The 24,739-nt window shown below is 45.8% G+C and carries 24 protein-coding genes; 10 read left to right on the top strand and 14 right to left on the bottom strand.

Annotation, left to right across the window (positions count from 1 at the left end):
- Positions 1-46 precede the first annotated feature (46 nt).
- Positions 47-1,426, bottom strand: coding sequence for an envelope stress sensor histidine kinase CpxA (cpxA, locus tag AC3CID_RS14610; protein ID WP_054548232.1), 1,380 nt, complete (start codon positions 1,424-1,426; stop codon positions 47-49).
- Entirely contained in the window at positions 1,426-2,115 is a 690-nt protein-coding gene (locus AC3CID_RS14605; protein ID WP_171308887.1) for a response regulator, read from the bottom strand. Before AC3CID_RS14605 ends, cpxA begins: the two co-directional genes overlap by 1 nt.
- A 187-nt stretch (positions 2,116-2,302) precedes the next feature.
- Here AC3CID_RS14605 and AC3CID_RS14600 point away from each other — a divergent pair, with 187 nt between their 5' ends.
- From AC3CID_RS14600 to pfkA, 3 genes are all read left to right on the top strand, one after another.
- Positions 2,303-2,812 (top strand): CpxP family protein, encoded by a 510-nt coding sequence (locus tag AC3CID_RS14600; protein WP_065207420.1) that lies wholly within the window; start codon positions 2,303-2,305, stop codon positions 2,810-2,812.
- A 164-nt stretch (positions 2,813-2,976) separates the two neighbouring features.
- Positions 2,977-3,885, top strand: coding sequence for a CDF family cation-efflux transporter FieF (gene fieF / locus AC3CID_RS14595; protein ID WP_026012358.1), 909 nt, complete (start codon positions 2,977-2,979; stop codon positions 3,883-3,885).
- Positions 3,886-4,201: 316 nt separating this feature from the next.
- Entirely contained in the window at positions 4,202-5,164 is a 963-nt protein-coding gene (gene pfkA / locus AC3CID_RS14590; protein WP_004729705.1) for a 6-phosphofructokinase, read from the top strand.
- 146 nt (positions 5,165-5,310) lie between these two features.
- Here the strand turns inward: pfkA and tpiA are convergent, their stop codons facing one another.
- Positions 5,311-6,081, bottom strand: coding sequence for a triose-phosphate isomerase (gene tpiA, locus AC3CID_RS14585; RefSeq protein ID WP_004729704.1), 771 nt, complete (start codon positions 6,079-6,081; stop codon positions 5,311-5,313).
- A 249-nt stretch (positions 6,082-6,330) separates the two neighbouring features.
- Here tpiA and AC3CID_RS14580 point away from each other — a divergent pair, with 249 nt between their 5' ends.
- Positions 6,331-6,678 (top strand): 5-carboxymethyl-2-hydroxymuconate Delta-isomerase, encoded by a 348-nt coding sequence (locus AC3CID_RS14580; RefSeq protein WP_017077592.1) that lies wholly within the window; start codon positions 6,331-6,333, stop codon positions 6,676-6,678.
- 86 nt (positions 6,679-6,764) lie between these two features.
- Entirely contained in the window at positions 6,765-7,187 is a 423-nt protein-coding gene (locus tag AC3CID_RS14575) for a DUF805 domain-containing protein (RefSeq protein WP_488526702.1), read from the top strand.
- 134 nt (positions 7,188-7,321) lie between these two features.
- On the opposite strand, the gene AC3CID_RS14570 is transcribed toward AC3CID_RS14575, so the two are convergent.
- The 3 genes from AC3CID_RS14570 to glpX form a co-directional block, all read right to left on the bottom strand.
- Entirely contained in the window at positions 7,322-7,669 is a 348-nt protein-coding gene (locus AC3CID_RS14570) for a DUF3135 domain-containing protein (RefSeq protein WP_017077594.1), read from the bottom strand.
- Positions 7,670-7,771: 102 nt separating this feature from the next.
- Entirely contained in the window at positions 7,772-8,392 is a 621-nt protein-coding gene (locus AC3CID_RS14565; protein ID WP_054548230.1) for a helix-turn-helix transcriptional regulator, read from the bottom strand.
- A gap of 162 nt (positions 8,393-8,554) precedes the next feature.
- Positions 8,555-9,562 (bottom strand): class II fructose-bisphosphatase, encoded by a 1,008-nt coding sequence (glpX, locus tag AC3CID_RS14560; protein WP_004729697.1) that lies wholly within the window; start codon positions 9,560-9,562, stop codon positions 8,555-8,557.
- Positions 9,563-9,886: 324 nt separating this feature from the next.
- Between glpX and zapB the strand changes: the two genes are divergently transcribed.
- Positions 9,887-10,129 carry a cell division protein ZapB gene (gene zapB / locus AC3CID_RS14555; RefSeq protein ID WP_004729696.1) on the top strand — a complete coding sequence of 81 codons (243 nt, stop codon included), beginning with the start codon at positions 9,887-9,889 and terminating at the stop codon, positions 10,127-10,129.
- 112 nt (positions 10,130-10,241) lie between these two features.
- On the opposite strand, the gene rraA is transcribed toward zapB, so the two are convergent.
- The 7 genes from rraA to priA all read right to left on the bottom strand — a co-directional run bounded on the left by rraA (position 10,242) and on the right by priA (position 18,179).
- Positions 10,242-10,760 carry a ribonuclease E activity regulator RraA gene (gene rraA / locus AC3CID_RS14550; RefSeq protein WP_017077596.1) on the bottom strand — a complete coding sequence of 173 codons (519 nt, stop codon included), beginning with the start codon at positions 10,758-10,760 and terminating at the stop codon, positions 10,242-10,244.
- A gap of 73 nt (positions 10,761-10,833) precedes the next feature.
- Entirely contained in the window at positions 10,834-11,751 is a 918-nt protein-coding gene (locus AC3CID_RS14545) for a 1,4-dihydroxy-2-naphthoate polyprenyltransferase (RefSeq protein WP_488526701.1), read from the bottom strand.
- A gap of 155 nt (positions 11,752-11,906) precedes the next feature.
- Positions 11,907-13,247, bottom strand: coding sequence for an ATP-dependent protease ATPase subunit HslU (gene hslU / locus AC3CID_RS14540; RefSeq protein ID WP_017077598.1), 1,341 nt, complete (start codon positions 13,245-13,247; stop codon positions 11,907-11,909).
- Positions 13,248-13,305: 58 nt separating this feature from the next.
- Positions 13,306-13,854 carry an ATP-dependent protease subunit HslV gene (gene hslV / locus AC3CID_RS14535; protein WP_004729692.1) on the bottom strand — a complete coding sequence of 183 codons (549 nt, stop codon included), beginning with the start codon at positions 13,852-13,854 and terminating at the stop codon, positions 13,306-13,308.
- A 222-nt stretch (positions 13,855-14,076) separates the two neighbouring features.
- Entirely contained in the window at positions 14,077-14,610 is a 534-nt protein-coding gene (gene ftsN / locus AC3CID_RS14530; protein WP_065207417.1) for a cell division protein FtsN, read from the bottom strand.
- A 122-nt stretch (positions 14,611-14,732) separates the two neighbouring features.
- On the bottom strand, positions 14,733-15,737 hold the full coding sequence (gene cytR, locus AC3CID_RS14525; protein ID WP_004729690.1) for a DNA-binding transcriptional regulator CytR: 1,005 nt from the start codon (positions 15,735-15,737) through the stop codon (positions 14,733-14,735).
- A gap of 240 nt (positions 15,738-15,977) precedes the next feature.
- Positions 15,978-18,179: a primosomal protein N' gene (gene priA / locus AC3CID_RS14520; RefSeq protein ID WP_488526700.1), complete on the bottom strand. Its 2,202-nt coding sequence runs from the start codon at positions 18,177-18,179 to the stop codon at positions 15,978-15,980.
- A 332-nt stretch (positions 18,180-18,511) separates the two neighbouring features.
- Here priA and rpmE point away from each other — a divergent pair, with 332 nt between their 5' ends.
- Positions 18,512-18,730, top strand: a complete 219-nt coding sequence (rpmE, locus tag AC3CID_RS14515; RefSeq protein WP_004729688.1) for a 50S ribosomal protein L31 — start codon at positions 18,512-18,514, stop codon at positions 18,728-18,730.
- Positions 18,731-19,062: 332 nt separating this feature from the next.
- Complete coding sequence (locus tag AC3CID_RS14510; protein WP_054548226.1) at positions 19,063-20,352, top strand: malic enzyme-like NAD(P)-binding protein; 1,290 nt, start codon at positions 19,063-19,065, stop codon at positions 20,350-20,352.
- 191 nt (positions 20,353-20,543) lie between these two features.
- Here AC3CID_RS14510 and metJ read toward each other — a convergent pair whose 3' ends face one another.
- Positions 20,544-20,864, bottom strand: coding sequence for a met regulon transcriptional regulator MetJ (gene metJ, locus AC3CID_RS14505; RefSeq protein WP_004729686.1), 321 nt, complete (start codon positions 20,862-20,864; stop codon positions 20,544-20,546).
- Positions 20,865-21,072: 208 nt separating this feature from the next.
- On the opposite strand from metJ, the gene AC3CID_RS14500 reads away from it, so the two are divergent.
- Both AC3CID_RS14500 and AC3CID_RS14495 read left to right on the top strand, forming a co-directional pair.
- Entirely contained in the window at positions 21,073-22,254 is a 1,182-nt protein-coding gene (locus AC3CID_RS14500; protein ID WP_029224093.1) for an O-succinylhomoserine (thiol)-lyase, read from the top strand.
- Positions 22,255-22,256: 2 nt separating this feature from the next.
- Entirely contained in the window at positions 22,257-24,668 is a 2,412-nt protein-coding gene (locus tag AC3CID_RS14495; protein WP_004729684.1) for a bifunctional aspartate kinase/homoserine dehydrogenase II, read from the top strand.
- The last annotated feature ends 71 nt before the right edge of the window (positions 24,669-24,739 follow it).

Raw genomic sequence — 24,739 nt, 5'->3', positions numbered from 1 at the left:
ATAATGATAATAACAATTATTATCAACTGTGATCTTTGTGGGGGTATTATACCGGCAAGATTGGTAGGGTGATTTCGAGTTGTAATCCACCGAGCTGGCTACGGCTTGCAGTGATGGTTCCGCTGTGTTGGCGAATCGCACTTTCTGTAATGGTGAGGCCAAGCCCAGTGCCACCTGAATTACGATCGCGTGCCGTTGAAACTCGGTAGAAAGGTCTGAAGATAGAATCCAGTTCATCCTCCGGTACACCATCACCGTTGTCATTGACGCAAATCGTCAGCTGATCTTGGACAACATGGAATTGCACATCGACTTGGTCTTTACCGTAGTAGATAGCATTGCGCGTAATATTGTCTAAGGCACTCATCAGCAGCTTAGGATTACCTGAAATAGAACGTTCTGGGATCTCTGAAAACGTCAGTAATTTACCCATCTGTTCAGCTTCAAACTCTGCATCTTTTAAGATCTCTTCCCATAAGCTCGAGATAGGTTGAACCTCGCGAGTTATGTGGCTGTCGACCTGCATACGAGATAGCGTCAGTAGCTCACTGATCATTTGTTCCAAACGCTGCGCTTCGGTATCAATACGTTCTAATTCTTGGCTCTCACCTTGCTTACGAATTGCCAGTGCATTGGCCATACGTAGACGAGTCAATGGCGAGCGCAGTTCGTGTGAGATATCAGAAAGTAGTCGCTGCTGCCCTGAAATCATCTGGTTTACCGCTTCCACCATTTGGTTAAAGCTTTCACCCGCTTGTCTGAATTCTGATGTGCCTTTTTCAAGTGTTGGATCAACCTCAAATTGCCCTTTTGCTACACGCTGCGCTGCGCGTTCAAGCCTACGTGCGGGTTGACTCAATGCCCAAGCTAGCCATAGCAATAGCGGGGTACTTGCTAGCATTACCGCAAGCAACAGCTGTAAAGGTCTATCAAATAGTCGTAGCAAAAATGGCGGTGGTTGGTTCCATTTTACTCCGGCATACATCAGTAATTCTTCACCAGCGAGTGTGATAGGTACTGGCCCTGCCACCATGTAGTGTCCGTATAGTTTCTGTTTTGGTACTTCAGGGTTATCAATCGAGGTAACAAAGTTGCGAATCGCCTTAAGTTTATAGTCCGAATGTCTTTTCGACGTAAGGACAGCACCTTCAAGGTCGGTTAAATAGATGCGAGCTCGAGAATCCTTGCGGCTACGTGGTGCCTCAAGTTGGAAAACAATTTTGCCTAGATTAGGTTCTTTGGCGTAGCGTTTCTCTGTGATTTTAGCGATACGCTCCAATTTATTTAGATGATCCGCGGGCACATCACGTGCTACACGTGGATCTAAATGAGGAAGTGATAGCACCGACAAAAGCACCAGTAACATGGTGAACCAAAAGATAGCAAAGATACGTCCATATAAGCTGGTGATTTTAGGGATACGCATTAATCTTCCTCTACCAATAAGTAGCCACGGCCTCGTAAGGTTTTGATGCGAGATTTTCCGTCGCTGCGCTCAGGAATCTTTTTACGCAGATTGGAGATGTGCATATCAATTGCGCGGTCAAACGCCGCAAGCCTTTTTCCTAACACATCTAAGCTCAATGCTTCTTTGGTGATCACTTGCCCTGGATTTTGGATAAGGTGACTCAGTAGTGCGAACTCGGTTGTGGTGAGGTCGATGAGCTGACCATTGCAGTAGGCTTCTTGTTTACCAGGGAAGACTTCGATGTCTTGATATTGAATGGTGTCGCTGGCTGATTTAGGCGCGGTGTTAGTCTGTGTTCGGCGTAAGATGGCACGAATACGAGCGAGCAGTTCTCGGTCACTGAACGGCTTTGGCAAATAATCATCTGCGCCAAGTTCAAGGCCAATAACACGGTCGATCTCTTCGCCTTTGGCAGTCAGCATCAATACTGGTGTTTCCCAGTTTTCTCTCAGCTTCTTTAGCGTTTCCATACCGTTAAGGCGCGGCATCATCACATCCAAAAGAATCAGATCAATCTCATCATTGATAGCGTCAAGTCCCGCATAGCCATCATTGGCTTCGGAAACAGTGAAGCCCTCAAAGCTCAGGATGTCTTTCAGTAAGCTGGTTAGTTCTGTGTCGTCATCAATAAGAAGAATGTTCGCCATTGGGAAGCCTTAATCGGTTATCTACTATTTACAGGTTAATAATACTGCTAATTATTCGTCAACTTTCACTCTTTACGATTCTTTACGCTTTCTAAACGTCACTTTACGAGGGAAAGACTAATCTATATCTAAGCGCTGAGAAACAGACGCAACACATGACTTATTATACCGAATTGAGGCAACAATTATGAAAATGACTAAGAAACTTGTACTAGCAGCTGCGGCACTTCCACTAATGTTAGGTACAGCAAGCGCATTCGCATATGGCGGCGGCGATAAAGGCGACCACAAAGGCATGCACGGTAAATGTGGCGGCTTCGATAAGAAAGTGATGCGTCAACTAGACCTGACGGATGCTCAAAAAACAGAACTAAAAGAGATGCGCGAAGCGAACCGCGCTGAGATGAAAGCAAAACACTCAGGCAACAAAGCAGATAAAATGGCGCAAATGAAAGCGCATCACGAGAAAGTTCAAGATCTAGTTCTAGCTGATACTTTTGATGAAGCTGCAGCAAACGACCTAGCAAGCCAAATGGTTGAGAAGCAAACAGAGCGTCGTGTTGCTATGCTTAAGAAGCAACACCAAATGATGAGCGTACTAACGCCTGAGCAAAAGACTCAGCTGAAAGAAATCCAACAAGAGCGCATGGCGAAGTGTGCTGACAAAATGGAAAAACGCATGAACAAAGACAAGTAATTCATGGCTTGAGAAAGCCGGACTGAATGACAGTGTTGAGAAAGAAGCGGCCGAGTGTCGCTTTTTTTGATCCCTAGAAATGAATGTTTTACATCCGAGCTGTCATATTCAATTGATTGTTTGCAGGTTATACTTTGTGCTATCAGTCACTTTATAGCCAAATTATGAAACAAGAATACGCACGTTTAGTTACGCTCGCCGCTTGGGCTGCCACCATCATTGCCTCCATATTATTGGTTGTGAAGGTTGCTGCGTGGTGGGTGACAGGTTCAGTCAGTTTATTAGCTTCTGTGGTTGATTCGCTGTTGGATATCGCCGCTTCTGTCGTCAATCTAGTGGTGGTTCGCTACTCTCTTCAGCCTGCCGATAAAGAACATACCTTTGGTCATGGTAAGGCTGAGTCTCTTGCTGCATTAGCGCAGGCAATGTTTATTTCCGGTTCCGCTTGTTTCCTTATTCTTAATGGTATTGAGCGTTTCTTCCGACCGCATGAGCTGAACTCTCCTGAAATTGGTATTTATGTCAGCTTGTTCGCGATCGTAATGACCTTTGGTTTGGTTCGATTCCAAAAACATGTTGTCAGCAAAACGGGCAGCCAAGCGATAGCCGCCGATTCACTGCATTATCAATCCGACCTTTATATGAATGCAGCGATCATGCTCGCGCTAGCACTGAGCTGGTTTGGCATTGGTCAAGCGGACTCGGTATTCGCGATTGGTATCGGTATCTACATTCTTTACAGTGCCTACCAAATGGCAACAGAAGCCATTCAATCTCTGCTTGATAGAAAGCTGCCAGATGAAGAATTAAAACAGATAAAAGAGACATCGCTGAGTGTGGAAGGTGTGCTTGGCGTGCATCAACTAAGAACGCGTCGTTCAGGGCCTGTTCGGTTCATTCAATTGCATTTAGAACTCGAAGATAATATCCCACTTATTGAAGCGCACCGCATTTCTGACGAAGTAGAAGACAAGCTTATCTCCGTTTTCCCTGATGCTGATGTATTAATTCATCAAGACCCGTATTCGGTCGTATTTGGACCCGAGAAGCAGCAGAAATTTCACTCATGGTAAGCGAGCTAAAAAAGGGTTGGCAAATGGTAAGTAGGTGGCTTTTGAACTAAAGTGAGTAAAAATTACTAATTCTTCGGTGATTCAAAAACCACCTTAGTAACAATTAATGTTGATTCTGATGTGAATCAACAAAGTTACTGAGTAAAACTGTAATACTCTTACAGAAGTAGAAATGTTACATAATTTTACGCGATTTAAGTGCTATTCCTGTTGAGGAAATGTAACATAACGCACAAATATAGATTTAAAATCTTGTTGATATACAATCAGCAAGAATAAGAATTGAATAATAGATTCCCAAAAATCGAGGGTGAGCATGATTAAGAAGATCGGTGTTTTGACCAGTGGTGGTGACGCTCCAGGCATGAACGCAGCAGTTCGTGGTGTAGTTCGTACTGCGCTATCAGTTGGCATTGAAGTTTACGGTATTTACGATGGCTACCAAGGCCTTGTTGAAGACCGTATCGAAAAGCTTGACCGTTCAAGCGTATCTGACGTGATCAACCGTGGTGGTACTTTCTTAGGTTCTGCACGTTTCCCTGAGTTCAAAGACGTTGCTGTTCGTGAGAAAGGCATCGAGAACCTTAAGAAGCACGGTATCGAAGCACTAGTTGTTATCGGTGGTGACGGTTCTTACATGGGTGCTAAGAAACTGACTGAGATGGGTTACCCATGTATCGGTCTTCCAGGCACAATCGATAACGATATCGCGGGTACTGACTACACAATCGGCTACCTAACAGCGCTTAACACTGTTATTGATTCAATCGACCGTCTACGTGACACGTCTTCTTCTCACCAACGTATTTCTATTGTTGAAATCATGGGCCGTCACTGTGGTGACCTTACGCTTATGTCAGCAATCGCGGGTGGTTGTGAGTACATCATCACACCTGAGACTGGCCTAGATAAAGATCAGCTTATCAGCAATATCCAAGATGGTATTGCGAAAGGTAAGAAGCACGCAATCATCGCTCTAACTGAGTTAATGATGGATGCGAATGAACTAGCGAAAGAGATCGAAGCTTCAACAGGTCGTGAAACTCGTGCAACGGTTCTTGGTCACATCCAACGTGGTGGTCGCCCGACTGCATTTGACCGTGTACTGGCTTCTCGCATGGGTAACTACGCTGTTCACCTTCTTCAAGAAGGCCACGGTGGTCGTTGTGTTGGTATCGAGAAAGAAGCGCTTGTTCACCACGACATCATCGACTGTATCGAGAACATGCAGAACCCAGACCGTTCTGAGCTGTTCCGCGTTGCAGAAGAGTTGTTCTAAGACACGCTTAGCGTTCGCTTAAAATATTAAAAACCGCTGATTTATCAGCGGTTTTTTTGTGCCTGTTGTTTTAAAACCAAATCTCAGGCAATAAAAAAGGCCAACCTAAGTTGACCTTTCATTTAATCTAAACGGTGACGTTTAAATTAAGCTTTTGCTTCAGCTGCTGCTTTAGCGATAGCTGCGAAGCTTTTCGCGTCTAGAGCTGCGCCGCCAACTAGAGCACCGTCGATGTCTGGTTGTGCGAAGTAAGCTGCTGCGTTTTCTGGCTTAACAGAACCGCCGTATTGGATAACAACTTTCTTAGCAACGTCTTCAGATTTCTCTGCGATGTGTGCACGGATTTGAGCGTGGATGCGTTGTGCATCTTCAGCTGTAGCTGCTTTACCAGTACCGATAGCCCAGATTGGTTCGTAAGCGATGATAGCGCCTTCAAGAGCTTCAACACCTTGAGTGTTGATAACAGCGTCAAGTTGACGAGCACATACAGCAACAGTTTCGCCTGCTTCGTTTTGTGCATCAGACTCACCGATACAAAGAACTGGAGTTAGGCCGTTCTCTTTTAGGAATGCGAATTTCTTAGCAACGAATTCGTCAGACTCAGCGTGGTATTCACGACGCTCAGAGTGACCGATGATGATGTGAGATGCGCCGAACTCTTTAAGCATTGCTGGAGACATGTCGCCAGTGAATGCACCGCTGTTGTTTAGGTCAGAGTTTTGAGCACCTAGGATGATCGCGCTGCCCGCTTCAGTAAGCGTACGCTCAGCAAGATCAACGAAAAGTGCTGGTGGAGCAACTGCTACGTCTACGCCTGTTACGCCTTCAAGTTCAGCGTTAAGACCGTTTAGTAGATCAACAACCATTTCTTTGCTGCCGTTTAGTTTCCAGTTACCCATAACTACAGGATGACGCATAGGAATATCTCCAAAGTATTTAAATAAATCGAATGTAAAAAAGTAAACTTTATTACGAAATAATATAACAGAATAATATCAACAGATCATGACTGTGGTCATGACTTTCTTGGATCTTACTCAATGGTCAGAGTAGATTTTGAGCATATATCAGTGATCCGGCAGACAGAATAATAGCTAACTTCTCGGATTTTTCATCGTTAGTTGCTATTAAGGGACAAACGATTGCGTTAACAATAGGAAGTAATAATGCCGAATCTAGTTCTAGAGTACTCAAATTCAGTGGATGAGCGAGTGAATATCCAAGGTTTACTGGAAGACCTTCATCAAGTTACATTAAACTGTGGTTTGTTTGATGTACCCTCTGTGAAGTCTCGTTCACTGCGCTGTCATAACTGGTTGGTCGGTGATGAAGAGGACAATGTGGATTTTGTTCATATTAGCTTTGAGTTACTTTCAGGACGTACCGAAGAACAGAAAAGAGAATTGTCGCGTTTGTTGATGCAAACCTTACAAGAACAGGCAAGCCATATCCGTAGCCTAACGGTCAACATACGAGATATGGATAAAAGTTGCTTTCAGAAAGTGATGAACTAGCTAAAAAGAATCAACTAACTAAAAGTGATTAACTGACTATTTGCTGCTAACTTTTTGGTAGCGTATTAATTTTTTGAGTATTTAAGATGTCGATGAAAGATTTACTGCTCTCTTTCAAGGGGAGAATTGGTCGTAAGACTTACTGGATTTGGAATGTTTTCTACTATGTAGCGATTACTGGTTTTGCTTCCGGTATTTCTGTTCTGTTCCCTGCATATTCCTATATCCTGCTACCAATCTTCCTACTGTTGCTGGTTATCCCAGATCTTGCGGTCACCGCCAAGCGTTGGCACGACCGCAATAAGTCGAACTACTGGCTGTTGTTGAACGTGCCACTGGTGCTTGGGCGTTTGGCTTCGCCAATGGTAGCAACGACAACAGAGTCGGTATCGCCAGTTCATATGGCGGCAACCGTTGCAGCATTAGTGTGTGGCTTGTGGATTCTGATTGAGTGTGGCTTGTTGAAAGGCACAGAAGGCCGCAATGATTACGGCGAAGATCCCGTTTAAAGGTTGAATGATTGATAAGTAAGAAGGGAGCCTTGTGCTCCCTTTTTCTTTTTAAGGCGTTTTTCTTTGAATGGTTTTTGTCGCTAGTCCATTTCAACGGTTAGTACATTTCAACAGTTAGTATACTTTAACGGTTAGTACATTTTTGGCTCTGTATTTGGCCTGAAAGGCACGACATTTTCAGGCAGAGATTCTTCAAAATCGCAGCGGCCTTTGAGTGCATCTTGGAATTTACAGACCTGACAGCGCAGCTCTTGCATCAGAACAACATTAGCGTGATGTGGATTCTTGCAGCGGCTGACGACTAAATCGATATGACTTTGTTGAGCGCGAAGCCTGTTTTGCATGGTCTCTGAGGCTGAGCAAATCATCTGTTCGCACATCTCGTGTTTGAATTGATCGAATGCTTTCGGATCGCTTTTCGCGAGTTGGACCAGTTCATCAAAAGGGGGCAGTTTTTGATTGGGCTGTGGATGTGCCATGATTCCTTCCTTAGCATTAAGCATGTTTCATATGCTTTAAGCTTAAGAAAGAAATTTGTACAAATTTTAATCTATTGGTGTTTTCTCAATATTGAGACAGGATCAGTAACTTGGCGTTAGGGTATAAGTACAACGACGCTCGCCAGTAATGATGTGTTCAGTGCGGCTCACATGACATTCATCTTTGAGTAATTCTTTGAAAACATTGAGCTCAGATTGGCACAGGCTAGGGCAGCGAGTTGCAGCTTTGCAGATAGGGCAGTGGTTCTCGATCAAGATGTAGTGATCGTCATGCTCTTGAAGTTCAGCCATGTAGCCTTCGTCTTCACGCAGCTGGGTGAGTTTTTTAAGCTTGCTGCTCAGCGATTCACAATCAGACAGCGCGGTTTGATATTGCTTAAGGGTGTGTTGTTCGCGCTCGGCCGCAACCTTAGCTAACCCCTCTTTACCAAACAGGTTCTCGACAGCATCGATCACTTGAATGGTGAGTTCACCGTGTCGATCTGAAAATTGACCATGGCCTTGTTGAGTCAGGGACCAGTGGCGAGTCGGGCGACCCACTTTTACTTTAACATCATGAAACGCAAGAATACCGTCATCTTCCAGACTTTGCAGATGTTGCCTTGCACCCATTGTCGTCATGCCAAATTCTTCTGACAACTGTTTCGCGGTTACCGCGCCTTGACGCTTAATGGTCTGTAAGATTTTGTCGCTTGTTTTCATACTATCTCTACCTCATGAACCTTACTATTATGAGGCAAGGTGTTTATAAAGCAAACCATTTACTATGGTGCAGGTGAAATGCACAGATTATTGATGACCAATAAAACAAAAGGCTGATACTTGGTATCAGCCTTCGAATGTTCTGCTTGAGCGAGTTTAGGTCTATAGGATGTGACCGATTACTTCTGGGTCTTTACGCTCTAGGTAATGGATAGATTTGATGCGGCGAATCGTACGGCAGCGACCACGGATAAGCAGTGTTTCTGTGGTTGCGATATTACCTGTACGTGTGATGCCCTCTAGAAGGTCACCCTTAGTAATGCCGGTTGCTGAGAATACAACGTTGTCGCTACGAGCCATGTCTTCCATCTTCAACACGATACCGGCCGTTACGCCCATTTCAGCACAACGCTCTAGTTCAAGCTCACCGTGCTTGCGGTTCTCTTCTGTATCACCTTTTACTTCATGGCGAGGAAGCAGGCGTGCGTGCATGTCGCCGTCGAGTGCGCGAATAACCGCAGCCGAAACCACGCCTTCAGGTGCGCCGCCGATGCAGTACATTACGTCGACTTCGCTGTCTGGCATGCACGTGAGGATAGAAGCAGCAACATCACCGTCTGGCACTGCGAATACACGAACGCCCATCGCCTGCATGTCGGCAATCACTTGATCATGGCGTGGCTTAGCCAGTGTCGTTACTACCAGTGTATCGAGTGTTTTACCTAGTGCTTTCGCAATGTTTTCTAGGTTTTCTGTCAGCGGCAGTTCTAGGTCAATCACGCCTTTTGCGCCAGGACCAACAACCAATTTTTCCATGTACATGTCAGGTGCTTTTAGGAAGCTACCTTTTTCGCCTGCAGCCAAGACAGCCAATGCATTTGATTGACCCATTGCTGTCATGCGTGTCCCTTCAATTGGGTCAACGGCGATATCTACTGCATCACCGCCAATACCGACGTTTTCACCGATGTATAGCATAGGTGCATCATCGATCTCACCTTCGCCGATAACGATCTCGCCGCTAATTTCGGTTTTGTTCAGTAGGCTACGCATTACTTCTACAGCAGCGCCATCTGCAGCGTTTTTATCGCCGCGGCCAAGCCACTTGTAACCAGCTAGTGCTGCACCTTCAGTGACACGAGAGAATGACATTGCTAAATCGCGTTTCATGCGGACTCCAAAATTTTCAAAAGGGGAATAGAAATTTCGCGGCGAATTTTACCATATCCCAAAGGAAACGTTTGCCTTTTTGTTTTTTGGGGATTGCTCTTGATCAATTTGCGGGTGAAAACAGGTAATATTCATCAAAATAATCAGTCTGTTGTCGCGGTAGTAATAATTCACGTCAATATTCGGTAAAAAGCGCTGTTTTTTTCATCGAATGGCGCAAAATATCGAATATATTGAGTGTTTATCCTTGCTCTGCTGAGTAGAATGGGGAAATAAGTGGAGTAGACCTTCACCATCAAACGGATAACTTAAAGGTAGGCCAGAATGTCTTTTGAAGTACTAGAGCAGCTAGAAGCAAAAATTCAAACAGCAGTAGATACAATTGCACTTCTTCAAATGGAAGTGGAAGAGCTTAAAGAAGAGAAACAAGCACTAGCAACAGAAGCTGGTGAGCTTAAAGAAAGCCGTCACGAGCTAGAGCAAAAAACTCAGCAAATGCAGGAAGAGCATTCAGCGTGGCAAGATCGCATCCGTAACCTTCTTGGTAAAATGGATGACGTAGAGTAATTGACTCTTCAGATTTAAAAAAACGCCCGCTACTGAGTAGCGGGCGTTTTTGTTTGTATTCTTATGCTTCGTGTTCTTATGGTTTGTTTTATTATTTGAAGCTGAGTGAGAGTTACTCGACCTCTTCTTCTTCAACATCCAGATCAAGTTCTACATCTAAAGGCTCTGCCGAAAGAATAATGCCGGTGTTGTCGGCGTAGAGGTAATCTTCCGGTAAGAAGGTTACGCTGCCAAAGTTGACCGGTACGTCCAATTCGCCGACACCTTCTTGGCTCGCACCAACAGGGATAGAAGCCAAAGCCTGAATACCAATGTTCATGTCTTCTAGCTCATCGACTTCACGAACGCAGCCGTAAACCACAATACCTTCCCACTCATTGTCTTCGGCAAGTAGGGCAATCTCAGCATCGATCAGCGCTTTGCGTAGTGAGCCGCCACCATCGATTAACAACACACGTCCCAAGCCATCTTGCTCTAATACGGAGCGAATCAAAGCATTGTCTTCAAAACACTTTAATGTCGTGATCTGTCCTGCGAAGGATGCACGTCCACCGAAGTTGCTGAACATGGGCTCCACGACATCAACTTGATCCAAATATATGTCGCACAGTGCTGAAGTGTTGTATTCCATTAGTATACCTTTTGAACAATGAGCTTACTTTGAGTATATCGGTGCTTGATCCCTTTGCAATGATTAGTCTCATTTAACTCAATAGAGTTTGAGCTACGACAACCCCTGCAAACAATAGGTTAGTGACCAGTGAGCATTTCACAATCACCGGCATCATTGGTGCAATCTGCGCTGGTTTTTCGGTTTCCCAAACGGCCTTGCCATGCTTATAAACAATAATAATGCTCAGTAAAAACGGCAGGCTGATCCAGACTGGCTTTTCTTGAATCAGTAGGTAGATAGCGAAAGATGCAAGGGCGAGCCCAAGCAGTGCAAAATGATAGTGTTTGGCTTTGCGTTGCCCTAGGCGAACCGCCATGGTGCGCTTACCACATTCGCTGTCGTTCTCGATATCACGCATGTTGTTGATGTTGAGTACTGCAACCGCCATTAATCCACAGCCTAAAGCCGGAAGAAATAGGCTTGGCTCAACATGACCAGTGTGTAGGAAGTATGTGCCTGAAACGCCTAACAAACCGAAGAAGATAAATACCGATAAGTCGCCAAGGCCAATATAACCATAAGGTTTATTGCCCACGGTGTAAGCGATGGCAGCCATTATGGCTAATACGCCTAACGCGATGAAAGATAAGATGCTTTCAATCGAGGTTAAGGCATGAAAAATAAGAATCAGCCCAGCGAGCATGGTAAACACGATATTGAGGATGATGGCTTGCTTCATAGTTTTCGCGGTCACCGCGCCGGATTGCATTGCGCGTGTTGGCCCCAGACGGTTTTCGTTGTCGGTGCCTTTTACTGCGTCGCCATAGTCATTGGCTAGGTTCGACAGGATTTGTAATAAGGTGGCAGTTAAAAAAACCAGTAGGGCTATTGATAGAGAAAACTGACCGCCGGCGAACGCTAAACTACTTCCTGTAAGAATAGAGACAAGTGCGAGAGGCAGAGTTTTTGGTCGTGCGGCATCAAGCCAAATCAGTAGAGATTGTTTCATCGTAGGTCTATTTCTTTGTAAGTCTTCGTTTCAAACTGTGATTTGAGTATACGCCCATTTTTCGGGTAATAAAAAGCCCACTCGAAAGTGGGCCTTGAATTCGCTTATTAGCTGCTATTTCTTTGAGATAGAGCAATAAGTTGGAGTTTTGTGTGCTACAGGATGAAGCGACTTAGGTCTTCGTCTTCCACGAGCTCGCCAAGCTTAGATATTACATAAGCTTCATCAATCAGCAATTTACTGCCTGCTCGGTCTGTTGCGTCAAATGAAATTTCATCCATTAGGCGCTCCATGACTGTGTGTAGACGACGCGCACCGATGTTTTCAGTAGTTTCGTTCACACGCCATGCTGCGTCTGCAATTTGGTTGATGCCATCTTCAGTGAACTCAATGCCAACATCTTCTGTTTTCATCAGGGCAATGTACTGTTCTGTCAGTGACGCCTTTGGTTCAGTAAGAATACGTTTGAAGTCATGTGCTGATAGTGCTTCAAGTTCTACGCGGATTGGTAGACGACCTTGCAGTTCAGGGATCAGGTCAGATGGCTTAGCTACTTGGAAAGCACCTGATGTGATAAACAAGATGTGGTCAGTTTTAACCATGCCGTGTTTCGTTGATACTGTGCTGCCTTCGATTAGAGGCAGTAGGTCGCGCTGAACACCTTCACGAGATACGTCTGGGCCTGAGCTGTCGCCACGCTTACAGATTTTGTCGATCTCATCGATGAATACGATGCCGTTGTTTTCAGCGTTGAAGATCGCGCTCTCTTTTAGCTCTTCTTGGTTCACAAGCTTCGCAGCTTCTTCTTCCGTCAGTGCTTTGAATGCGTCTTTGATTTTCATCTTACGTTTTTTCTTGGTGTCGCCCGCTAGGTTTTGGAACATGCCCTGCAGCTGGTTCGTCATCTCTTCCATACCAGGAGGTGACATGATTTCAACGCCCATTTGCGGTGCGGCTACATCGACTTCGATCTCTTTGTCGTCTAGCTTACCTTCGCGCAGTTTCTTGCGGAAAATTTGGCGAGTGTTTGAAGAGGTGGTGTCTTCAGTTGATTGCTCGTTCTGACCCCAAGCATCACGTGCTGGTGGTAGAAGGGCATCAAGAATACGTTCTTCAGCTTGCTCTTCAGCGCGGTATTGTACTTTTTCCATCGCTTGTTGATGCGTCATCTTGATCGCAACGTCCGTTAGATCACGGATGATGGTCTCAACTTCTTTACCAACGTAGCCAACTTCGGTGAACTTAGTCGCTTCTACCTTGATGAACGGCGCATTAGCGAGTTTCGCTAGACGGCGAGCAATTTCAGTTTTACCCACACCCGTTGGGCCAATCATCAGGATGTTCTTTGGTGATACTTCAACACGCAGGCTTTCTTCAAGCTGCATACGACGCCAGCGGTTACGTAGAGCGATAGCCACTGAACGCTTAGCGTTGTCTTGGCCGATAATGTGGCGATTGAGTTCGTGAACAATTTCGCGAGGAGTCATCTCAGACATGGTTTTTCCTTAATTCTTTAATCACTGTTGAATACAACGTTATTGATGGAAGCGGTCGTTACTCTGGCTTTGGCAGCTCAACGGTGCTTTCTAGTTCTTCAATAGTGTGGTGATGGTTGGTGAATACACAGATATCGCCAGCTATGTTCAGCGACTTTTCTGCGATTTCACGCGCATCTAAATCAGTATTTTCTAATAGTGCAGTCGCTGCTGCTTGAGCGAAGTTACCGCCCGAACCGATCGCAATCAGGTCGTTCTCTGGTTGAACGACGTCACCGTTACCAGTAATGATCAGCGAAGCGGTTTCATCCGCGACTGCTAGCAGTGCTTCTAATTTACGTAGAGCACGGTCGCTACGCCAATCCTTCGCCAGCTCAACGGCAGCTTTGGTTAGGTGGCCTTGGTGCATTTGCAGCTTGCTTTCAAATTTTTCGAATAGCGTGAAAGCATCTGCCGTACCGCCAGCAAAACCAGCCAGTACTTTGTTGTTGTATAGGCGACGCACTTTACGGGCATTGCCCTTCATTACAGTATTGCCTAGAGATACTTGTCCATCACCCGCGATGACGACTTTATTATTACGACGTACAGATACAATGGTAGTCACGAGTAGGGCCTCTTAATATTTCTTATCTTTGGGTATAAAAAGTATATGAGGATGGTGCTCGGATAATTCAAGGAAGGGCGAGTGATGTCGCGCAACTTATCGGCGGAAGTTGTAAGGAAAACTGACTAAAGGGAGTAAATAAAAGAAAACCTCCACAATGGGAGGCTTTCGGTGTTTGGTTTTCGGCTTTTGCTAAGATTAAGATTAAGACTATCGCTAAATCTAATCGGTGTCTTTCCAAATCGCGCAAGGTTCGATTTTCGCCCGTTGCAGCTTATGGCGATCTCGCTCTGCATCTCGCTTCAATTTGTATGGCCCTAGAACCACACGGTACCAGCTACTGCCGTCTTTTTTACGGATTTCACTCGAGATACCTTGGAACGCAATATCTAACTTGCGCGTTTCTGCCTGTGCTGACGTTTTGTAAGCGCCACACTGCATCACGTAAGGGATCTTAGAGATCTCTTGTTCTTTGGCTTTAACTTCAATCTCGCGGCTTGGCAGCGTTTCAACGTAGTCCCACTTCTCTTCAGGAGGCGGTGGAATCACTTTCGCTGGTTTTGGCTTAGGTTTTGGTTTGGTTACCACTGGAGTTGGCGGCTCAGGATCATTACTCAATAAGTAAAGTCCATAACCAAAACCACCGGCAAGGAGGATCGCCAAAAGACCACTGCGCCAAGGTTTACGGCGAGGGGCTTGTTTCTTGGTCGGTTTTTTCGTGCCACGACCGCGCTTTACATAATCTCTATTAGCCACAAGACAATTCAATAGTTGCTGATTCTGTCCTCATGGTAATCCAGATTGCGCGAGGATAATAGTGCAGAAATGGAAGCGGCACATCAAAATGTGCCGCAGATTTATAAGGGTATTTCTGAGGGTTACATTCGAGGTGGTGCGGTGCTGCCTCTAACGACTAATTTAGCTTCAAGCAGACGCGAACCTGCTTGCACATCGTTGCCCTTCAATAGATCAAGCATCATCAACATCGCTTGGCGTCCAATCTCATAACGAGGCTGAGAAATAGTGGTTAGCGGTGGATCGCAGTATTGAGCGAATTGGATGTCATCGAAGCCAACAATCGATAGGTCTTGAGGAACGCGTAAACCTAGCTTCTTCGCTTCTTGAATCGCACCAATCGCCATCGCATCGTTATGACAGAAGATCGCTGTAGGTTGTTCAGGAAGTGCGAGTAATTGACGAACCGCTTGCGCACCAGCTTCAAAGGTGAAATCGCCCACAGTGCTGTAAGCTGGGTTCATTGATACTCCAGCGCGGCGCAATGCTTGTTGGTAGCCTTGTTGACGGAACTTACACAGGGTTGCAGTCGTTGGTCCAGAGATCTGAGCGATGCGCTTATGACCTAACTGAGCTAGGTAATTCACGGCTTCAAATGCAGAGGTTAGGTTGTCGATGTGAACCGTTGGCAGTTCAAGCTCAGGTGCGAATTCACACGCCATAACCATTGGCGGTAAATTCTTTTGCTCAGGCTTACTGACATCAAACGGATGATCAGTGCCAAGCAGTAGCATACCGTCTGCTTGTTTTGTGAAGACCAAGTTAACAAATGAAGACTCACGCTTCTTTTGTTGACCACTGTCACCCAGTAGAACGAGGTAGTCATTCTCTACAGCGGCATCTTCGATACCACGAATGATTTCGGCGAAGTAAGGGTCACAGATATCAGGAACGATAGTAATGATGGTTTTTGATTCGTTGCGACGTAAATTTCTAGCTAATGTATTGGGTGAGTATCCAGCTTCAAGTACTGCTGTCTCAACTCGTTTACGAGTCGAAACCGAGACTTTTTCAGGGTTCATCAATGCACGTGATACTGTTGCCGTTGAGACGCCTGCTAGCTGGGCAACATCCTTCATTGTCGCCATAAATTAAACCCTCTTTTAAGTTCCTTTGTCGCCTAAGTATTTAAGGCGTGAATAATTAATACAATCGGATAGATATTATGAAAGTGTTGCTAACACTTTTTTTATTGCAATATTTTATTCGTTTCATCCGTGTAAAGTTACGGCTAGATTAACAAAAATCACATGACTAGTGTGAGGTTGCTCACGAGAAATATGAAATATTTGTGAACAAACTTATCATTAGTTTTAACCCAAGTAGGTTTAGCTCAAATCTTGCGGCTCAATATCGAGTGACCAACGGACTTTTTTCGCAGCAGGTAACATATTAATTGCCGGCTTCGCACTCATTAATAACTTCTGCATTAACGAACGAGTCTGAGTTTGTAGAATCAACTGCCAGCGTGATTTGCCCGCTCGCTTGGCCAGTGGCGCTGGGGTGGGGCCTAGAACCATGCAATATTGGTCAAACAAGGGGTGCGATTCTAATGTATGACGAACCTGACGCAAGAACTCTTCCACCAAATGTGTGTCATTGGCTTCCGCTCTAAATAGAGTCATAAAGGTATAAGGTGGCAGCATCGCTTGTTTACGCTCGGCCAATGCGGTTTGGGCAAAGTGGTTATAGTCTTTGTGCAGCAACGCTTGTAACAAGCCATGTTCTGGATGGTGAGTTTGTAAGATAACCTCACCCGGCTTACTGGCACGGCCTGCTCGACCGGCGACTTGAGTAAACAGTTGCGCCAACCGTTCAGAGGCGCGGAAGTCACTACTATATAAAGAGGCGTCCACATCCAATAACGCCACAAGTGTCACGTCAGGAAAGTGGTGACCTTTAGCAAGCATCTGTGTACCGATAAGAATTTGGTATTCACCTTTACGAATCGACTCGAGCGCACTTTCTAAGCTGCCTTTGCGGCGGGTGCTGTCTCGGTCAATACGAATGGTTTTGTATTCAGGGAATAGCTGACCAAGTTGAGCCTCTAACTGTTCGGTACCTACACCCACCGTCACTAAGTTCGCTGAACCACAGCCTTGGCAATTGTGCACGATATGCTGCTGAGAACCACAGTGGTGACAGCGCATCTCATTGCTGTATTGGTGATAGGTGTAGTAGGCATCACAACGCTTACATTCCGCTGTCCAACCACAATCGTGACACATCAATGCGGGAGAGAACCCACGGCGGTTGAGAAACAACATCACTTGGTTGCCCGCTTTGAGGTGTCTTTGCATTTCAGCAATCAAAGAAGCAGACAAGCCACTTTCTAGATATTCACCCTTCACATCCAACACTTTATTGGTGGTCGGCAGCGCGACACCCGCACGTGAGGTCAGGGTGAGGTAACTGTATTTACCGATCTGAGCGTTGTGCAGCGTTTCAAAGGCCGGAGTCGCCGAGCCTAACACAACCGGAATCTGTGCTTTATGAGCACGCATGATCGCGACATCACGAGCGTGGTAGCGTAGGCTATCTTGCTGCTTATAAGAGGCGTCGTGCTCTTCATCGACAATGATAATTCCCAGATCAGCGAACGGCGTGAACAGAGCCGAGCGCGTACCAATCACAATGCCCGCTATTTTGTCACGTGCTGATAACCAAGCATTCAATCGTTCAGAATCGTTTAATCCAGAGTGAATCACCTCAACAGGCACATTAAAACGACGCTTAAAGCGATTAATCGTTTGTGGAGTGAGGCCTATTTCCGGTACCAAGACTAATGCTTGTTTACCTTGCTCGAGAATCGGCTTGATCATATTGAGGTAGACTTCGGTTTTACCTGAGCCGGTAACCCCCTCTAGCAAGAAGCAACTAAAATCGGTTTGGCTATTTACTGTCGCAATCGCGATCGCTTGTTCAGCATTGAGCTTCGGCTTGTCTTGTTCGTTTTCAAGTTCAACGGGCCACGGCTGGCGCTTTGGCTTTTTCTCTACCGACTCAATCCAACCTTTCTCTTCCAAAGTCTTAAGCACCGCGCTGCCTACTTCCTCGTCAATGAACTCTTGATGAGGAACAGGGCCGTGTTCAAGCATGTGCATCACTTTGGCTTGCTTAACCGCACGACCAAAGCCTTGCATCAGTTGATCTCTGCCTGATGGGGTCAATTGCCACTCGACAAGCGTTGCGAAGTCGGCAGCTTTGCCTTTTCGTAAAGCGCTTGGTAGAGCATTAGCCAAGGTTTCACCCAGTGGATACTGATAGAACTGGCTGCACCATACCAAGAGTGAGTAGACCGATTCTGGCCAAACAGGTTGGTTGTCTAATAAGGCTTTAATGGGCTTGAGCTTGTCTAGCTCGAATTCAGATTCGTTAACCAGAGCTGTAACAATACCTGTTAAGGTTTGTCGTCCAAAAGGCACAGATACTCGTCCACCAATAATCGGGAATAGGTGGTTAGGAATCTTGTAATCGAACTGCTTGTCTAGTGGAACAGGCAGTGCCACGCGGGCAATCATTGGACGCATAAAGGGACAGCTTTATCTGAGTTGACGAGAGCGAACAGTCTAATGGATAAGGGCGTTAAATTCGAGGAGCAGTTTGGATGAGAGTATCGAGTTAACGCAGGAAGATAACGAAAGCCCGAAATCTCAGGCCGACAAAGGAAATAAAAGAGGCTATTGGTGAAAAATGTATCAAATCAGTTGATCCTGCCTTATAGATTCATTACTATACTGCGCCTTAAAGGTATGGCTTTATCGCAGTTTAGTGATGCAGCGGTGTCTTTATTTTATTTTTTAACTACGTGTGGTGTGCGGCTTAGAATCGTATAGCGACACGGCCTACTTGAGGTTATCCCATGAAAACTGGTATCCACCCAGAATACAAAGCAGTTTCTGCAACTTGTTCTTGCGGCAACACATTTGAGTTCAACTCAACGCTTGCAAAAGAATCTATCCACCTAGACGTATGTGACAAATGTCACCCATTCTACACTGGTAAGCAACGTATCGTAGATACTGGCGGCCGTGTTGATCGCTTCAACAAGCGTTTCGGTGCTCTTTCTAGCAAGAAGTAATTCTCGCTATTTAGACATAAAAAGGACACTTCGGTGTCCTTTTTTGTTGCCTGAAATCTAAGAAAACGCTGAATCATATTCAACCATCAACTTCTCGAAAACGACAGGCAACCCGCTTGAGTTTTGTTTCATAACTTACACCCAATACTCCACTCTCGAAATCCGCTCGAAAGTTCAACAAGCGACAGTAATTTCAACTGCTCACTGGTCTTATTAGTAGTGAAATCTCGTTTTTTAATGAGACAGAGGCTTTAACCACCTAGGAACTTTGAAGTACATCTATTAACATGAACAAGATCCCCCAAATAATAATATCCTAGGAACCTACACCTATGTCTGAAGACAGCCGCCAAGATCAATCCTCTCAAGCGTTATCGCCTCAAGAACAATTCCGTCAGCAAGCTCTTGATTACCATGAGTTCCCAATTCCAGGCAAAATTGCCGTAGCACTGACGAAGCCTGCAAACTCTGCAGAAGACCTAGCACTTGCATACAGCCCAGGCGTGGCTGAGCCTGTTCGCGAGATCGCACAGAACGTTGATAACGTTTATAAGTACACAGGTAAAGGCAACATGGTTGCAGTTATCTCTAACGGTACAGCGATTCTTGGCCTAGGTAACCTTGGCCCTATTGCTTCTAAACCTGTTATGGAAGGTAAAGCGCTACTGTTTAAGCGTTTTGCTGGTTTAGATTCTATCGATATTGAAGTAAAACACCGCACAATCGATGAGTTCGTTGATACGGTTGCGAATATCGCAGATACATTCGGCGGTATTAACCTAGAAGACATCAAAGCACCTGACTGTTTTGAGATTGAGCGTCGCCTGATTGAGCGTTGTGATGTCCCTGTTTTCCATGATGACCAACACGGTACTGCGATTGTAACGGCTGCAGGTATGCTGAACGCGATTGAGCTTCAAGGTAAGAAGCTTGAAGAGTGTAAGATCGTTTGTTTAGGTGCTGGCGCAGCAGCTGTTGCTTGTATGGAACTGCTGATTAAGTGTGGCGCTCAGCGTGAGAAGATCTATATGCTTGACCGTAAAGGTGTAATCCACACTCGTCGTGAAGACTTGAATGAATACAAAGCGCTATTCGCAAATAACACGGACAAGCGCACGCTTGAAGATGTTATTGAAGGCGCTGACCTGTTCTTGGGCGTATCGGGTCCTAACCTGCTACCAGCTAAAGCACTCACGCTGATGGCTGATAAGCCTGTTGTGTTTGCATGTTCAAACCCAGATCCAGAGATCAAGCCAGAGCTTGCTCATGAAGTTCGTTCTGACCTTATCATGGGTACAGGCCGTAGCGATTACCCGAACCAAGTAAACAACGTACTTTGTTTCCCATTCATTTTCCGTGGTGCGCTTGATGTGCGTGCGAGCGAAATCAATGATGAGATGAAGCTGGCTGCGGTTAAAGCGATTCGTGAACTAGCGAAAGAAGAAGTTCCGGCTGAAGTACTCGCTGCTGCAGGTGAGACTGCACTGGAGTTTGGTAAAGGCTACATCATTCCTAAGCCAATGGACCCACGTCTACTTCCTCGCGTAGCAAAAGCGGTTGCAGTAGCGGCCGTTGAATCTGGCGTAGCTCGTATTGAGATGCCTGCTAACTATATGGCTTAATGCCTTAATAGCGTAATAGCGTAATAACTGTTGCTCTATTGAGCGAAAAAGAATAATAAAAAACCGACTCATAGGAGTCGGTTTTTTTATGTCTATCATTCACAGAACAGCTACAGATAACATAGTGGATGATGTGACAAATAAGGTTCAGCTATAGCGAATCAATATTGAAGCCAGTGACTGAGTTGTTTTTATTCTTCGTCAAACGCTTCGAATTCGATACCCATCTCTGTCATCAGCTTTTTCACTTCAGTCGGGATGTCGTCTGGACGGTCTTTACGGAGATCTTCATCCGTTGGCAGTGGTTGGCCTGTGTACGCATGTAGAAAGGCTTCGCACAGTAGCTCACTGTTTGTTGCATGGCGTAGGTTATTAATCTGGCGGCGAGTGCGCTCGTCAGTAAGAACCTTTAACACTTTTAGAGGGATAGAAACTGTAATTTTTTTTACTTGTTCGCTTTTCTTTCCATGCTCAGCATATGGGCTTATGTATTCACCATTCCAGTCGGCCATTGCGTACCTTCATCACTTTAGTTGTTAGAATAAATTAATAGTGGTGATTTTAGCGGGATTTACTGCCATAAGCAAAGACATATAGACGTCCAGAAGTGTTGACGTCTCACATTTATGAAAGTAAAGTGAATAACATATATCTAACACAGCCGCAGAATGCCGACAAGCCGCTGTGATTCTCAGACGCAAAACTTGTAAGGAAGCACCTATGAGCAGCCGGAAGCCAGCAACAATCGCAGTACGTACTGGTATCGAGTCAGACACGCAACACCATGCCGTTGTCCCACCCATTTATCTTTCGACTAACTATGGGTTTCCCGCTTTTGGTGAAGTGCCAAAGTACGATTACACCCGTTCTGGTAACCCAAATCGTGGCTTATTAGAAACGGCATTGTTTGAGCTTGAGTCTGGCAAAGGTGCTGTGGTGACTAACTGCGGCACTTCGGCACTTAACTTGTGGGTATCCGCTTTCTTAGGCGGTGATGATCTTATTATCGCACCACACGACTGCTACGGTGGTACTTACCGCCTGTTTAATACCCGCTCGTTAAAAGGTGACTTCAAAGTTTTGTTCGTTGATCAATCGGATCAAGCAGCATTGGATGCGGCGATCGCGCTCAAGCCAAAATTGATCTTAATAGAAACCCCATCGAACCCGTTGGTTCGTGTGGTTGATATTGCAGAGACTTGCCGTAAAGCGAAAGAGGTTGGTGCTCTGGTTGCTGTCGATAACACGTTTTTGACGCCGGTGTTCCAAAAGCCTTTAGAGCTGGGTGCTGATTTTGTTATCCACTCAACCACCAAATACATCAACGGACACTCAGATGTTATTGGTGGCGTTGTCGTGACGAAAACTGAAGAGCACGCTGAAGAGCTTGCATGGTGGGGCAACTGTATTGGTGCGACCGGTACACCATTTGATAGTTACATGACTCTACGTGGTATTCGTACGCTAGGTGCGCGTATGCGTGTTCACGAAGAGAGTTCACGTGAAATTCTGACGGCGCTGCAACAACAAGATCTGGTGGGCACTATTTACCACCCAAGCCTTCCTGAACACCCGGGTCACGAGATCGCGAAGAAACAGCAGTTGGGCTTTGGTTCCATGTTGAGCTTTGAGTTTGCGGGCTCTTTTGAAGCACTTAAATATTTTGTAGATAAGTTAGAGCTATTTTCTTTGGCTGAATCACTGGGTGGTGTTGAAAGCCTGATTTGTCACCCTGCGTCGATGACTCACCGTGCGATGGGCGAAGAAGCATTGGCAGAAGCGGGTGTTTCTCAACAACTACTGCGCCTTTCTGTTGGCCTTGAAGATGCGGAAGACCTAATCGACGATCTCAAGCAAGCGTTTGAAAAAACACAACGCTTTATTGCTGAAGGGGAGGCTTAATAATGGCAACCTTTCGCCAGCTACATAAATTTGGTGGCAGCAGTTTAGCGAACCCTGAATGTTACCAACGCGTGGTCAACATTCTTAGAGAATATTCATCAGCGACGGATTTGGTGGTGGTATCGGCCGCAGGCAAAACAACCAACCGCTTAATTGAGTTTGTCGAAGCGCTCGACAAAGATGGTCGTATTGCTCATGAATGCCTGCAAACCCTTCGTCAGTTTCAACTTGAACTGATTGAGGCTCTGCTTGAAGGTGAAGCTGCCTCGCAACTAACGGCAACCATTCAACAAGAATTTACCGCTTTGGGTGAGCTTACAGCTCCCTTGAGTGAAGCACAAAAAGCACAAGTACTGGGTCATGGTGAGGTTTGGTCTTCACGTTTGCTGGCGACCTTGTTGTGCCAGCATGACTTACAAGCAGTTGCTCAAGATGCGCGTGCCTTTTTACGTGCAGAAGCGGGTGCTCAACCTGAAGTTGACCGCGCACGCTCTTATCCTCTGATTAAAGAAGCCTTGGCGCAGCATGCACATTGCCGCGTGGTAATTACTGGCTTTATGGCTCAGAACTGCGAAGGCGAAACGGTACTGCTTGGTCGTAACGGTTCGGATTACTCAGCAACCGTGATTGGTGCTCTGGCTGAAGTTGAACGCGTGACAATCTGGAGTGATGTGGCGGGAGTATACAGCGCAGACCCTCGTTTGGTTTCGGATGCGTGTTTATTACCTCTGCTTCGCCTTGATGAAGCCAGTGAATTAGCTCGTCTTGCGGCTCCAGTGCTACACAGTCGAACGCTACAGCCTGTCGCTCAAAGTGCTATGGATCTCAGCTTGCGCTGCAGCTACCAGCCGGAGGCAGGCTCTACACAGATAGAGCGAGTACTGGCATCGGGGCGTGGTGCAAAAATCATTACCTCTTTGGATGAAGTTCTTATCGTGCAACTGACCTTTGGTCACGGCCATGATTTCGACCGTCTGGAGAGTGAAGTCCTTGAAGGGCTTAAGCGTGCTCAATTAGAGCCGCTTGCTTATGAATTAGAACCAGATCAACACTGCTTGCGCCTTGCTTACACGGAAGAGATCGCTGGTGGTGCATTAGAATATCTACAAGACCACGCGATTGAAGCTGAGATTAAACTGAAAGAAGGTTTTTCTCTGATTGCTGCTGTGGGGGCGGGTGTGACTAAGAACCCGAACCATTGCTACGGTTTCTACCAACAGCTCAAGAGCTCGCCAGTGGAGTTCATCTCAGAAGCGAACTCAGGCTTAAGCTTGGTGGCCGTGATTCGTAAGAGTGAAACATCAAGCCTAGTGAAAGGCATTCACTCTCAATTGTTCCAAGCTCAGAAGCGTGTAGCGATTGCCTTGTGTGGTAAGGGCAACATTGGCTCAAGTTGGTTAAGCCTGTTTTCCGAGCAAAAAGCGGAACTTGAAAAGCGTCGTGGGATGAACTTTGAATTGGTTGCGGTGGTTGATAGCCAAACCTATTGGTTCGATGACCAAGGTATTGATGCGACTTCTGTAGGTAAGCGTTTTGATGACGAAGCGATTGCCAACAACGGTAACGACTGGTTAGAGCGTTTGGGCTCTATTCAGGGTTACGATGAAGCAGTAGTACTCGATGTAACTGCAAGTCCTGTGCTTGCTGCAAAATACCTACAAATTGCACAACAAGGTATCCACCTAATCTCGGCTAACAAGGTGGCTGGTTCTGCATCGAGCGAGTATTACCATCAGGTACAAGATGCTTTCGCTAAGATCAGCCGTCATTGGTTGTACAACGCGACAGTGGGTGCAGGCTTACCTATCAACCACACAGTACGAGACCTGCGTGAAAGCGGCGATGATATTATTGCGTTATCAGGCATCTTCTCTGGCACTCTATCTTGGTTGTTCCAACAGTTTGATGGCACGGTGCCGTTCAGCGAGTTAGTCGACTTAGCGTGGCAACAAGGCCTGACTGAACCGGACCCGCGTGCTGACCTTGATGGTTCAGACGTCATGCGTAAGCTGGTGATTCTGGCGCGTGAATCGGGTTTGGATATTGAACCTGAAAACGTTAAAGTTGAATCGTTAGTACCTGCAGAGCTGCAAGAGCTATCGGTGGATGATTTCTTTGATAAGGCTTCTGTGCTGAGCGAAGAGTTAGCTGAGCGTTTGGAAAAAGCGCACTCTCAACAAAAGGTTCTACGTTACGTAGCGCGTTTGGAGAAGAATGGTAAAGCAACCGTAGGCGTTGAAGCACTATCGAAAGAGCACGCACTGGCGAACTTACTGCCCTGCGATAATATCTTTGCGATTGAGAGCAAATGGTACAAAGATAATCCATTGGTTATTCGTGGCCCGGGTGCAGGTCGTGAAGTAACAGCTGGCGCAATTCAATCTGATCTAAACAGAATGTCTAGCCTGTTTTGATACTTAGATCGGTTGGTTTAGTACGTAAATAGCATACTATTCACTAAGATAAATAAGGCTGAAAGCACGAT

The sequence above is a fragment of the Vibrio sp. QJM3NY_21 genome, assembly GCF_057785975.1.
Note: the sequence above shows the minus strand (reverse complement) of the source record. Positions and strands in the feature narration are given on the sequence as shown.